Source organism: Mesorhizobium sp. M1182 (assembly GCF_040318335.1).
Taxonomy (GTDB): Bacteria; Pseudomonadota; Alphaproteobacteria; order Rhizobiales; family Rhizobiaceae; genus Mesorhizobium.
On the sequence record NZ_JAMYMD010000001.1, the window covers coordinates 144321 to 156668 of the forward strand.

Here is a 12348-nt window from a genome sequence, read left to right on the forward strand (position 1 = left end):
CACCCATGGACATGATCGCCGGACTGATCCAGACCTCCATTCTCGCCGGCGGCGTGCTGGCGCTGGCGGCGCTGGGCGAGACGCTCTCCGAGCGCGCCGGCGTCGTCAATCTTGGCGTCGAAGGGCTTATGGCGCTCGGTGCAATCACTGGCATCGCGGTCGTCGTCGCCACGCCGCACCCTATGCTCGGCTTCGTCCTTGCGCTTGCCGTCGGTTTCCTCATTGGCTGCGTCTTCGCTCTTGGCACCGTCGTCATTAAAGCGAACCAGGTGTTGTGCGGCCTGGCGCTGACGCTGATGGGCACCGGCATGGCCGCAACGATCGGTCGCGCCTATTCCGGCATGCCGGCGCCGGCGACCTTCGCGCCGATCGCTATTCCCTATCTTAGCGACATCCCGCTGCTCGGTCGCGCGATCTTCACGCAGAACATCCTTGTCTACCTGATCTACATCGTCCTGCCGGTTGTGCTGCACTACATCATGTTCCGCACGCGCCACGGGCTGAACATGCGCGCGGTGGGCGAAAACCCCGCGGCAGCCGACGCCGCCGGCATTTCGGTGCTAAGCATCCGCTTCTGGTATGTCGCCGCGGGCTCGGCGCTGGCGGCCGGCGCCGGCGCTTACCTCACGCTTGCCTTCGTTCCCTCCTGGTCGGAAGGCGTCGTGGCCGGCCGCGGCTGGATTGCCGTCTCTCTCGTCATCTTCGCAGGCTACCGGCCCCTCAACGCCGTGCTGGCCGCTCTGCTGTTCGGTCTCATCACCTCGCTCGGCTTCGTCGGCCAAGCACGCAACTGGCCGATCGCGGCGCCGATCCTGTCGATGCTGCCCTATCTCGGCACGATCGCCCTGATCATCGTGCCGGTGCTTGCCTGGCAGCGCATGCGCCGGGTAATGGCCGCGCCGGCTGCTCTCGGCGAACCCTATTTCCGCGACATGCGTTGAGACCGTCATGCCCCGCCTGCTTGTCAAGAACATCGATCTGCTCGCCACCTTCGATGATACGCGCCGCGAGATTTCCGACGGCGCCTTGATGATCGACGACAACGTCATCGAAGCGGTCGGCACCACCGCGGAACTCAGTGCCTCCAGTGCCGACGAGGTGCTCGACCTATCGGGCCATGTCGTCATGCCGGGCATGGTGAACACGCATCATCATATGTACCAGAACCTCACCCGTGTGATGGCTCAGAACGACGAACTGCTTGTCTGGCTGAAGACGCTCTATCCGATCTGGGCCGAGCTCGACGACGATGCGATAGGTGTCTCGGCGCGCGTAGCGATGGCCGAGCTTATCCATTCGGGCTGCACGACCAGCTCCGATCACCTCTACATCTTGCCCAACAACTGCACGCTCGACGCGACGATCGGTGCGGCCCGCGATATCGGTCTGCGTTTCCACGCTGCGCGTGGAGCCATGTCGCGCGGCGAAAGCCAGGGCGGCTTGCCGCCGGATCGCTGCGTCGAAAAGGAAGAGGATATCCTGAAGGATGCCGAACGGCTGATCGGCGGCTATCACGACGCGTCGCGGCATTCAATGAGCCGAATCATCCTGGCTCCTTGCTCGCCTTTCTCGGTGACTCCGGAGTTGATGCGCGATGCGGCATCGCTGGCGCGCAGCCACAAGGGCGTGAACCTGCATTCGCACCTTGCCGAAGAGCTTTTCGAGGAGAAGTACTGCCTCGAAATCTATGGCAAACGGCCGGTCGAGTTCGCCGAATCCGTCGGCTGGCTCGGTGACGACGTCTGGTTCGCCCACTCGATTTTCATGACCAGCGACGAGATCGACCGCTTCGCCGAAACCGGCACCGGGGTCGCCCATTGCCCGTCGGCTAACATGCGCTGCGGCCAGGGCATCGCGAAAATCCGCGAGATGCTCGACAAGGGCGTGAAGGTCGGCCTTGGCGTCGACGGCTCGGCCTCGAACGACACGTCGAACCTGTTCATGGAAGCGCGGCTGGCGCTGATGCTTCAGCGTGTCGCGCCGCACCACTACCTCTCCGAAAAGCCCGGCGGCCGCGGCGGTTTCGGCGGCACGCCGACGGCGCTGTCCGCGCGCGAGGCCCTCGAAATGGCGACGCGCGGTGGCGCTGCCCTGCTCGGCCGCAATGACATCGGCCATCTCGCGCCCGGCATGTGCGCCGACTTCATCGCGGTCAAACGCAGCCAACTCGGCCTTTCCGGCACCGAGCGCGACCCGCTCGCCGCGCTGGTGCTTTGCGGACCCTTCAAGGTCGACTATTCCTACATCAACGGCCGGCAGATTATCGCGAGAGGCGACTTCGCCTCTTTCGATGTCGAGGCGGCGATGGCCGACCACCGGGCCGTGATGGACCGCATCTATCGGCAGTGAGATAGCACAGGAAGGACGCAACAATGACGATTAAGCGAGCTGCGGAGCAGGCGGCCCTCGACCAATGGTATTGCATTGACGCGCTGAACGAGATTCCGGTCGGCACGATGCCGAACCGGCTTCTGGGCGTCGATCTGTTGGTAGCCCGCGATACGGCAGGCCCGGTCAATGTGTCGCGTGCCGGCGACGGCAGCCAAGTCCCGGCCAAGGAACGCTACGGCTATCTATGGATCACGCTCGGCATGCCGGCCGGCGATGTGCTGTCGATCCCGGAGGCCTATGAGGACGATCGCCGGCCTGTCGTTTGCGGAGCGATCGCGGTAAAGGCGTCCGGCCTGCGCATCGTCGAGAATTTCCTCGACATGGCGCATTTCCCCTTCGTCCATACCGACATATTGGGCGCCGAGCCGCACACGGAAGTGCGGCATTACACAACCGAAATCCGCCGCGACGTGGATGAGGTGTGGGCGACCAACTGCGAATTCTTCCAGCCGCAGGCAGCACTCTCGGCGACCGGCGGCATCATGACCCAATACATGTACCGGGTCGCCAATCCTTTCGCGGTGATGCTCTACAAGACCTGCCCCAACTCGGCTACCCGGTGGGACGTGATCTGTCTGTTCATGCAGCCCCTCGATCCGGACCGCTGCCGCGCGCACCCCGTCATGTTCCTGATCGACGACGTATCGACCACGACCGAACTTGTGCAGTTCCAGCAGCTCATCTTCCTGCAGGACCGCATCATCCTGGAGAACCAGCGGCCACTTCTTTTGCCGCTCGAGCCGCGCGCGGAAATCCCGACGCGGGCCGACGGCTCGTCGATCGCCTATCGCCGCTGGCTGAAGGAGAAGGGCATCACCTACGGCACGACGGCGCAAGCCGCATGAGCGGCAGCCCTTCCGATATTGTCATCGGCATCGACGGACGGGCAATCACGCTCTGGCGCTTCGCGACGGCAGTGCGTAGCTGTTCTTCGGCGGAGGACAGGTGAGCGACCTGAGCGGCAAGACGCTTCTGGCCAGCGGCTTTCACGCGCCGGAGCGCGGGCTCGTGGAAGAGTTGCTCCATGCCCTGATCGCAATCGATCAATCAGGCATCATCGCCTCGGTGCTGCATCCGCATGATGCCGGCTATGACGAGGCGCTGGAGGCCGCGCGCCGGACCGGTTCGCTGGCGACCTTGCCGGCGCAGAGTTATCTGCTGCCCGGCTTCGTCGATCTTCACGTGCACGCGCCGCAATATCCGCAGCTCGGCAGAGCGCTGGACGTGCCGCTCGAGGCCTGGCTCCACAAACACACGTTTCCCCTGGAGGCGCGCTACGCCGATCTCGCCTTCGCGCGGCGCAGCTACGGCCTGCTGGTCGACGACCTGATCGCTAACGGCACGACCACAGCGCTCTATTTCGCAACCATCCACCAGGACGCGACAAGGCTGCTCGTCGACATTTGCCTCGAACGTGGGCAACGTGCGCTGGTCGGTAAAGTGGCGATGGACAATCCCGACGAGTGCCCGGCCTATTATCGCGATACCTCGGCGGACGCGGCCATCGATGGCACGCGCGCTCTGATCGACTACGTGCATGGGCATCCGGACAATGCCACGGGACGGGTAAAGCCGGTCATTACGCCGCGCTTCATCCCCTCCTGTACCGACGCCGCCCTCAAAGGGCTCGGCACGCTTGCGCAGGAATGCGGCTGCCATGTGCAGACGCATTGCTCGGAGAGCGACTGGGCGCATGGCTACGTGCTGCAGCGCCACGGGATCAGCGACACGTCTAGCCTTGATCGCTTTGGCCTGCTGCGCGCCGGCAGCGTGCTCGCGCACGCCAATTTCATTACGCTTGCCGACATGGAGACGATCCGCGTGCGCAAGGCGGCCGTGGCGCACTGCGCCGTCTCCAACGCCTACTTCGCAGGCGCCGTGTTCCCGTTGAGGGCGGCCCTCGAGAAGGGTGTCAAGGTCGGGCTCGGCACCGACATTTCCGGGGGACCGAGCGCCTCGATGTTCGATGCGATGCGCGCGACGGTCATGTCGTCGCGCATGCTGGAAACCGGCACCGACCCGGCGCTAGCGGCCGAGACGCGCGGCACGGCCGGAACAGCACGCGTCGACTTTCGCGAGTCCTTCCACCTGGCGACGGCAGGCGGTGGCGCGGCACTCGGCTTGCCTGTGGGGCGATTCTCGCCTGGCTACCATTTCGATGCGATCCTGGTCGACACCGCCGCGCCCAGAGGCACAATTCACCTGTGGGACGAACTCGACGACGGCGACGGCATCCTTCAGAAGATCGTCTACTCCGCTTCCAGGGCCAACATCGCGTCGGTCTGGGTCGGCGGGAGAGCTGTTCTCGCCTAAGCGGACCGGAGGCTGTGCCGAGAACCAGGACTCTTCCCGTTTTATTCCTTGCGGTCGGGGGCACGTCATGGATTTTGATCAGTATTCGCCGACGTCGATGACAGCCTGGGCAAAGGCTTGCGGGGCTTCTTGAGGCAAGTTGTGGCCGATACCGCCGGTGATGATCCGGTGCGTGTATCTGCCCGAGAATTTCTTGGCGTAGGAACTGCTGTCGGGATGGGGTGCGCCATTGGCATCGCCCTCAAGGGTAATGGTCGGCACTGTGATCACGGGAGCTTCGGCCAGCCGGTTTTCCAGAACGTCATATTCCGGCTCGCCCTGTGCCAGGCCGAGCCTCCAACGGTAATTGTGAATGACGATGCTGACGTGATCCGGGTTGTCCAGTGCTGCGGCGCTGCGCTGGAAGATGTCATCATCGAAATTCCACTGCGGCGAAGCGAGTTGCCAGATGAGTTTGGCGAAATCGCGCGTGTATTTCTCGTAGCCGGCGCGGCCGCGATCCGTGGCGAAGTAATACTGATACCACCATTGAAGCTCCGCCTCCGGTGCCAGCGGCACCATGCCGACCTGCTGATTTCCGATGAGATAGCCGCTCACCGAGACGATCGCCTTGCAACGCTCAGGCCAGAGCGCGGCAACGACATTGGCCGTTCGAGCGCCCCAGGCGCAGCCGGCGATCGTGGCCTTTTCGATCCCCAGCGCATCCATCAGGGCGATCGTATCCGCGGCGAGCGCCGACTGCTGGCCGTTGCGCATCGTCTCGTCCGACAGGAAGCGCGTAGTGCCGTAGCCGCGCAGGTAGGGCACAATCACGCGGTACCCCTTTGCGGCAAGCAGGGGAGCGACATCGGCGTAGGTGTGAATGTCATAAGGCCAGCCATGAAGCAGGATCACTGGGGCACCTTCGGCGGGCCCCAGCTCCGCATATCCGACGCTCAGATTTCCGGCATTGACCTGCCCGAGCGAGCCGAATGATTTCTGCGTGGCTTGCGTAGCAGATGCCCTCGCCTCGACCGTCCAAGTGGCCGCCGGCTCGCTCAAGCCGAGTTCGGTGGCGGCGAACGTCATTGCTGCAGCACCAACAATGCGCCGGCGGCGATGATCGACCGTGTCGGGAGCCTTACTCGCATTCATGATGAAGCCTCTGTAATGACCAACAAGCAGGAACGACCGGACCGCCCGCCTCATCGGCCGACAGGAAATGTTGCCTATTTCGATGGTGACTGCGGGCGGCGGACCAACCACTGTAACACTCGGCCAGGAGGCAGTGCGGCGAACTCTGATTGAATGCCGGTCAGGTCAAGCGTTTCCTCGATTTCCCTCCTCAGAAATTCGAGACCTAGGCCGTCCCCGCGCTTGGAAGCGGCTGGATGTAGATGTAGCATCCGCAGGAACGGCAGCATGAGAATGACTCCTGATCTTCTGTTTGGGCGAGAGGACATGTTGCATCTGGTCTTATGCTCGAAGTCGCCCTCAGCTTCAGACGAGGCCCTCACGATCCATTGCGATGCGCACGGCCGGTCGGGCAGCCATTCGGACGCGAAGGGCTTGCAAAGGCGCGGGAACAGGGACTTGGAAGCGGGCCGCCCAAAGCAGCATCACGAAAAGATAAAAATCCGCGACGCTCGGCTTGTCGCCGAACAGATAGTCGGTCTCGAGCCCGTCAGCGACGAACTCGAGTTGGCTCGTAATCGTCGCGCTCGCCCTGGCCTTTTCGGCATCGCTGCTTTGGTGCCACATCGGCTTGAAGCTTCGGTGTATTTCAGTTGAGATGTAGGTCAGCGCTTCGAGAAGGCGGGTACGGCCCAACGGCCCCGCCACTGCCAGTGGCGGGTATTGCGACGCAATCCAGTCGAGGACGGCGATATTTTCCGTCAGCGTTTCGCCGCTATCCAGCACGAGGGCTGGAACATAGCCCTTGCGCGTGACGGTAGTGAAATCATCCCCGGAGCCTGTCCGTTTGGTCTTGAGGTTCACACTTTCGCGCTCGAAGGAAACACCGGCCTCTTCCAGAGCGATGTGGTCCGCCAGGCTGCAGGCGAGAGGGCTGTAGTAGAGTTTCACCGCTTTTCCCTTTTCTGAACCCGATTGAATCCCGCAACTGGTCGTCGCCGAGCGGAAAACCTGCCCCGCGCCACGCGAGACAACCGCTCCAGAAACTCGCACTTGGCGGAGACGACGACTACGACACCGACAGCTAGACGTGCCTATGCCGAGGTATGGTCGGACTGAAGTTCGGGATCGCCGTGCGCAATGCCGGGACGTATGCCAGCTCAGCGGCCAACGGTTATCTGGAGGAATCCAGAACCTTCCATAATGGCATCATCGCCGGCCCGGCCAGTCCTTCGCTCAGGAAATCCTAAACGAAAGTATTGGACGCACGTGCCGTTGGCACGATGGCTCACACCCGGCCACGGCCGGCATATTCCGCGCGGCACGAGCAGACTGGAAACGCGAAAGCCGTGGTCTGACTTTTGCTCGATTGCCACCAACGCGATGACGCAGCTTCCGACAATAGGAGTCGCCATCATGGCCGACCTTTCCGAAACCTCCACAGCCGAGCACACATTGCGCGTCGAGGCGCCCGCCGCGATCGAGGTCGACGTCTCCTCGCTGACGCCGGGAACGTCGCTGATCGTCGACTGGCACGGCAAGCCGGTTGTCGTGCGCAACCGCACCGAAAAAGAGAGGAAGGACGGCCAGGCAGTCAGTCTCGCCGAGCTCAAGGATCCAATTGCCCGCAACGCCAACCTGCCGGCCGATGCGCCGGCAACCGACGCCAATCGAACTATGCCGGGCAAGGAAGCCTGGGTGGTGATGATCCAGGTCTGCACCCATCTTGGCTGCATCCCGCATGGTCAGGGAGGCGATTTCGACGGCTGGTTCTGCCCCTGCCATGGTTCGCAATACGACACTGCCGGCCGCGTCCGGAAGGGGCCGGCACCCGAGAACATGGCGGTACCGGTGTTCCAATTCGTTTCCGACACCAAGATCCGTATCGGCTGAGGCAGGGGGCATTTCGATGAGCGGCGGCAAACACTCGACCTATACGCCCAAAACCAGAATCGAACGTTGGTTCGACGCCCGCCTGCCGCTGCCGCGGCTGGTCTATGACAGCTTCATCGTCTATCCCGTCCCGCGCAACCTGAACTATGCCTATACGTTCGGCGGCATTCTCACGATCATGCTGGTTTCACAGATCCTGACCGGCATCGTGCTGGCGATGCATTACGCCCCTGATACGGGGCTGGCCTTCAACTCGGTCGAGCAGATCATGCGCGACGTGAATTCGGGCTGGCTGCTGCGCTATCTCCATTCCAACGGCGCGTCGTTCTTCTTCATTGCCGTCTACCTCCACATCTGCCGCGGGCTCTACTATGGTTCGTACAAGGCGCCGCGTGAGCTGCTGTGGGTGCTCGGTTGCACCAACCTCCTGCTGATGATGGCGACGGCCTTCATGGGCTACGTGCTGCCTTGGGGACAGATGTCGTTCTGGGGCGCTACTGTCATCACCAGCTTTTTCACCGCCATCCCACTGATCGGCGACTGGCTCCAGCAGCTTTTGCTCGGCGGCTTCGCGGTCGATAATCCGACGCTGAACCGCTTCTTTGCGCTGCATTACCTGCTGCCATTTGTGCTTGTGGGCGTGGTGACCTTGCATATCTGGGCGCTTCACGTCGTCGGCCAGAACAATCCGACCGGCATCGAGGTCAAATCGAAAACCGATGTCGTGGACTTCACGCCCTATGCCACCGTCAAAGATGCCTTCGGCATCCTCGTGTTCCTGTTCTTCTTCGCCTATTTCGTCTTCTACCTGCCGAACTACCTCGGCCATCCCGACAACAACAGCATCGCCAATCCGCTGAAGACGCCGGCCCACATCGTGCCGGAATGGTACTTCCTGCCGTTTTATGCGATCCTGCGGGCCATCACCTTCAATATCGGGCCGATCGATTCCAAGCTCGGCGGCGTGCTCGCGATGTTCGGCTCGATCGCCGTGCTGTTCCTGGTGCCGTGGCTCGACACCTCGAAGGTGCGCTCGGCGGTCTATCGGCCCTGGTACAGGGTGCTCTTCTGGCTGTTCGTTGCCAATGCCCTCTTTCTCGGCTGGCTCGGCTCCCGGCCGGCGGAAGGCGCATACGTCGTCATGTCCCAACTGGCGACGCTTTACTATTTTGCGTTCTTCATCATCGCCATGCCGGTGCTCGGGCTGATCGAAAAGCCGCGACGGCTGCCGAATTCGATCACCGAAGCAGTTCTCGAAAAAGACAAGGCCAGCGCCAGAGGCCCGATCGCCGGGCCGGAGACCAAACGTTGAACCGGGCATCGCGGTGATCGTTCATGAACTGGTGGAACTCTCCTCTGGTCTACATCGTGTTGCTCGGCCTCGCCGGGATCGTCGTTTGGTCTCTCATCCCCAGACGCTTCGCCAATGCGAAGCTGGTCGTCCAACTCGCCTTTTTCGTCGCGATGTCGGCCATGGTTCTCCACCTGCGCGTCGTGCCGTACGAGGCCGCAGGGGACAACGAGACAACCGGAGGAGCGATCCTCATCGGCTCGGTCAAGCTGCTCTGGTGGGTTCACCTTGCCTGGGCGCTGATCGGATTTGTCCGTATCTATCTCGTCTTCGAGCGAAAGCCGCGCGAGGCACGTCTCCTGCAGGACGTCGTGGTCGGTGTCGTCTACGCTGGAATGTTCCTGTCGATCCTGGCGTTTGTCTTTGCAGTGCCGGTCGGAACGCTCATTGCCACGTCGGGCGTGTTTGCCGTCATCCTGGGACTGGCGCTCCAGAATACGCTTGGTGACGTATTTTCGGCGATCGCGCTTAACCTCGGCCGCCCTTACGTGCTTGGAAACTGGATCATTCTGGACGACGGAACCGAAGGCCGCGTTATCGAGACCAATTGGCGGTCGACCCAACTTCTGACCCCGACACACAATGTCGTGGCGCTGCCAAACAGCCTTCTCGCCAAGATCGGGGTAACAAATCTAAGCGGTCCGGACGAGAGCCATGGACTTGCCGTAACCGTCAAGGTGGCGCCAACGAAGACGCCGGCGATCATCGTAGACCTCATGCGCACTGTCTTGCTGAGCTGCAATTCGATCCTCCAGGACCCTTCGCCTTCGGTCACCATCAGAAGCCTGGATGCCACAGCTATCGAGATCGAGTTGTTTTTTCGCGTCGCAAGTATCGACCAGCGAAGTGCCGCTCGGAACGAAATCTTCGATCTCATTTATCGCCATTCAAAGTCGACCGGCATGCTGCTGGCGGAGCCATTTTCAGGCTCGATTGCCATGACCAACCGGCCGGGCCACGAGACGGCGGCCTCCCAAGGCTTCACCCCGATCGAACTCATCAATTCCATACCGGTATTCTCGGCGCTAACGGATACCGAGCAGGGTTCGCTCGCCAAAGCGGCCTCGGTTCGCACCTACCATAAGGGCGAAATCATCGCACGACAGGGAGAGATGCTGCCGTCGCTCATGATCGTTCGGACGGGCGTCATCGTCCGGCAAATTGGCGAGGACGATGATCAACTGCAGGAGATCTCCCGGCTTGCACCTGGCGATTTCTTCGGCGAGACCGGCTTGCTCGCCGGTATTGGCGAGATGTCGAGTTTGCGGGCAATGACCCCTGTCACGGTTTACGACATAGACCAGGAAAGCTTTGCGCCGCTGCTGCACGACAGGCCCGAAATGGCCGAAGATCTTGCCGCGATCCTGTCGATGAGGGTGTCGGCTTTTAATGAAAGCGGCATCGCCGGACAGCACCACGCGAGCTCCAAATTCGCGCTCCTCAAAGCCATTCAGACAGTCTTTCGAGCCGCTTCGTTCAAGCGCGTTCGAGCACCTGGCTGACAAGGCATGCAGAAGGACAGAGATCCATGACCATCCGCCAAAGCGGTATCACAGGCATCGATACACTCATCCAGCCAGCTATCCGTGATTTTGCGGACGGACTGAAGATAAGGCGCGTATTGCCGTCCTCGGATCGCCTGATGATCGGGCCCTTCATCCTGTTCGACCATTTCGGCCCCGCTATATTCGACGCAGGTCACGGTTTCGATATGGGACCGCATCCGCATATCGGCGTTGCGGCCGTGACCTACCTGATCGATGGCGAGATCGTCCATCGCGACAATTTGGGAAAAGTGCAGACCATCCGTCCTGGCGAGGTCAACTGGATGACGGCCGGGTCGGGCATCGTCCATTCCGAGCGCACGCCACCGGAAGTCCGGGCGTCGGCAAGCAATCTCTTCGGCGCTCAGGCTTGGATCGCCCTCCCCTCCCGCTATGAAGAAATTGCCGCCGACGTCGCACATTTTGGCGCTCCCGAAATACCGAGGATCTGTGCCGACGGCGTCGAGTTTACGTTGATCGCCGGCGCGTCCGACCGGTTGGTCTCGCCGGTAAGGACGTTCTCCGACATGGTCTATGCCGAAATTGTGCTCACGAGCGGTGCGCGCTACCAGGTGAAACCCGAACACCGTGAGCGTGCGATCTACATCGTCGCCGGTGAGGTTGGAATTGTCGGCCAGTTCGGTACGTTTCATGAGGCCGAATTAGTAGCTCTGGCGCCCGGCGCTGAGATTGTGCTCCAGGCGCCTGCCTTCCATGCGGCGAGACTGATGCTGATAGGAGGTGAGCCCCTGGCCGAGCCACGTCATATCTTTTGGAACTTCGTCTCCTCTTCAGCCGAACGGATCGAGCAGGCAAAGGCGGATTGGCGCGAACGCCGCTTCCCCGGCGTGCCGGGAGAGCACGAGCTCATGCCTCTGCCAGATGGCAGCGTGTGAGGGATAAGGCAGCGGATGGTGACCTCAGCGCCGCGACAGCTTTACGCCGGGTGGCGCAGGCAGACCACTACGATATCAAGTAGAGATCGTTCATCGTTTCCTCATCGAGCAAACCGTCGAACCAGACGTCGAAGATTGTCTCGAGCAGGAACTCGTCGTTGCTTGCTTCGGAAAACAGCGTGAGGGACGCGTGCAACTTCTTCGCATCAACGTCACCGAAGACAGCGCGAGCGCTTAGGCCGGAGAGCCGTTGCAGGGTGCCAACGCATTCCCGATAACGGCCTCCGAGGATCGGAAACGAGAGATAGGCGCTGGCTTCGTCGAGCGATGTGATTGCATATGGCTCAGGCGCTGTACCACTTCGCCTTGTGGCCAACCTTGGGAAGATGAACTCCATGTAGGGAGTGCACATCATCCCTCGAGGTAGAATGGCCAGCGCGTCGTCGTAGACCGGATCCTGTGCGCTGACGAATCTCTGCAAATCATACTCGTCAGGCATTTGGATGGATCCTTGGGAAACCCTCAACATTCGTGCCCATGACTAGCCGCCGACGACATCTGCATAGTCCGGGTGCTTGGCGAAAAAGCGGCTCATGAAGGGACATTTCAAGATCGCTTTACGGCCGGTCTTGCGGAGCAGTTCGAAGGTTCCTTGGGCCAATTGCGACGCGATCCCTTGTCCGGAAAATTCCGACGGGACTTCGGTGTGTATCAGCGCAACCTTCCCGCCCTCGAGCCGATAACAGGCCGCCGCAAACATATCACCGGCGATCGGCAGCTCGAAACGGTGCTGTTGGACGTTTTCAACGACTTGTGCATCCATCTTTATCTCTCGATTGTATGTCAC

At 61.5% G+C, this 12348-nt stretch carries 12 protein-coding genes; 8 read left to right on the plus strand and 4 right to left on the minus strand.

Annotated features, from left to right (window positions below; genetic code table 11):
• Positions 1-5: 5 nt before the first annotated feature.
• The 4 genes from NKH33_RS00645 (at position 6) to guaD (ending at position 4704) form a co-directional block, all read left to right on the plus strand.
• Positions 6-941 carry an ABC transporter permease gene (locus NKH33_RS00645; protein WP_352470597.1) on the plus strand — a complete coding sequence of 312 codons (936 nt, stop codon included), beginning with the start codon at positions 6-8 and terminating at the stop codon, positions 939-941.
• A gap of 7 nt (positions 942-948) precedes the next feature.
• Positions 949-2349: an 8-oxoguanine deaminase gene (locus NKH33_RS00650; RefSeq protein WP_352470598.1), complete on the plus strand. Its 1401-nt coding sequence runs from the start codon at positions 949-951 to the stop codon at positions 2347-2349.
• Positions 2350-2372: 23 nt separating this feature from the next.
• Positions 2373-3236, plus strand: coding sequence for an aromatic ring-hydroxylating dioxygenase subunit alpha (locus NKH33_RS00655; protein WP_352540085.1), 864 nt, complete (start codon positions 2373-2375; stop codon positions 3234-3236).
• 100 nt (positions 3237-3336) lie between these two features.
• Complete coding sequence (gene guaD, locus NKH33_RS00660) at positions 3337-4704, plus strand: guanine deaminase (protein WP_352470600.1); 1368 nt, start codon at positions 3337-3339, stop codon at positions 4702-4704.
• 78 nt (positions 4705-4782) lie between these two features.
• Here guaD and NKH33_RS00665 read toward each other — a convergent pair whose 3' ends face one another.
• Complete coding sequence (locus tag NKH33_RS00665) at positions 4783-5838, minus strand: alpha/beta fold hydrolase (protein ID WP_352540086.1); 1056 nt, start codon at positions 5836-5838, stop codon at positions 4783-4785.
• Between the two features lie 345 nt (positions 5839-6183).
• Positions 6184-6768, minus strand: a complete 585-nt coding sequence (locus NKH33_RS00670; protein ID WP_352470601.1) for a glutathione binding-like protein — start codon at positions 6766-6768, stop codon at positions 6184-6186.
• A 360-nt stretch (positions 6769-7128) separates the two neighbouring features.
• Between NKH33_RS00670 and petA the strand changes: the two genes are divergently transcribed.
• From petA to NKH33_RS00690, 4 genes are read left to right on the plus strand one after another with little or no spacing between them, the layout of a single operon-like run.
• Positions 7129-7710, plus strand: coding sequence for a ubiquinol-cytochrome c reductase iron-sulfur subunit (gene petA / locus NKH33_RS00675; protein WP_502893738.1), 582 nt, complete (start codon positions 7129-7131; stop codon positions 7708-7710).
• Between the two features lie 16 nt (positions 7711-7726).
• Positions 7727-9022 (plus strand): cytochrome b, encoded by a 1296-nt coding sequence (locus NKH33_RS00680; protein ID WP_352470602.1) that lies wholly within the window; start codon positions 7727-7729, stop codon positions 9020-9022.
• A gap of 23 nt (positions 9023-9045) precedes the next feature.
• Positions 9046-10563, plus strand: coding sequence for a mechanosensitive ion channel family protein (locus NKH33_RS00685; RefSeq protein WP_352917971.1), 1518 nt, complete (start codon positions 9046-9048; stop codon positions 10561-10563).
• 26 nt (positions 10564-10589) lie between these two features.
• A complete protein-coding gene (locus tag NKH33_RS00690) occupies positions 10590-11501 on the plus strand; it encodes a pirin family protein (protein WP_352470604.1) in 912 nt (303 codons plus the stop codon).
• Between the two features lie 67 nt (positions 11502-11568).
• Here the strand turns inward: NKH33_RS00690 and NKH33_RS00695 are convergent, their stop codons facing one another.
• On the minus strand, positions 11569-12000 hold the full coding sequence (locus NKH33_RS00695; protein ID WP_352470605.1) for a DUF1810 domain-containing protein: 432 nt from the start codon (positions 11998-12000) through the stop codon (positions 11569-11571).
• Between the two features lie 42 nt (positions 12001-12042).
• Positions 12043-12324: a GNAT family N-acetyltransferase gene (locus tag NKH33_RS00700; protein ID WP_352470606.1), complete on the minus strand. Its 282-nt coding sequence runs from the start codon at positions 12322-12324 to the stop codon at positions 12043-12045.
• Positions 12325-12348: the final 24 nt, after the last annotated feature.

Coding starts and splice junctions, on each gene's coding strand:
- NKH33_RS00645 (WP_352470597.1), top strand. CDS start 6: ATGGACATGATCGCCGGACTGATCCAGACCTCCATTCTCGCCGGCGGC.
- NKH33_RS00650 (WP_352470598.1), top strand. CDS start 949: ATGCCCCGCCTGCTTGTCAAGAACATCGATCTGCTCGCCACCTTCGAT.
- NKH33_RS00655 (WP_352540085.1), top strand. CDS start 2,373: ATGACGATTAAGCGAGCTGCGGAGCAGGCGGCCCTCGACCAATGGTAT.
- NKH33_RS00665 (WP_352540086.1), bottom strand. CDS start 5,838: ATGAATGCGAGTAAGGCTCCCGACACGGTCGATCATCGCCGCCGGCGC.
- NKH33_RS00680 (WP_352470602.1), top strand. CDS start 7,727: ATGAGCGGCGGCAAACACTCGACCTATACGCCCAAAACCAGAATCGAA.
- NKH33_RS00685 (WP_352917971.1), top strand. CDS start 9,046: ATGAACTGGTGGAACTCTCCTCTGGTCTACATCGTGTTGCTCGGCCTC.
- NKH33_RS00690 (WP_352470604.1), top strand. CDS start 10,590: ATGACCATCCGCCAAAGCGGTATCACAGGCATCGATACACTCATCCAG.
- NKH33_RS00695 (WP_352470605.1), bottom strand. CDS start 12,000: ATGCCTGACGAGTATGATTTGCAGAGATTCGTCAGCGCACAGGATCCG.
- NKH33_RS00700 (WP_352470606.1), bottom strand. CDS start 12,324: ATGGATGCACAAGTCGTTGAAAACGTCCAACAGCACCGTTTCGAGCTG.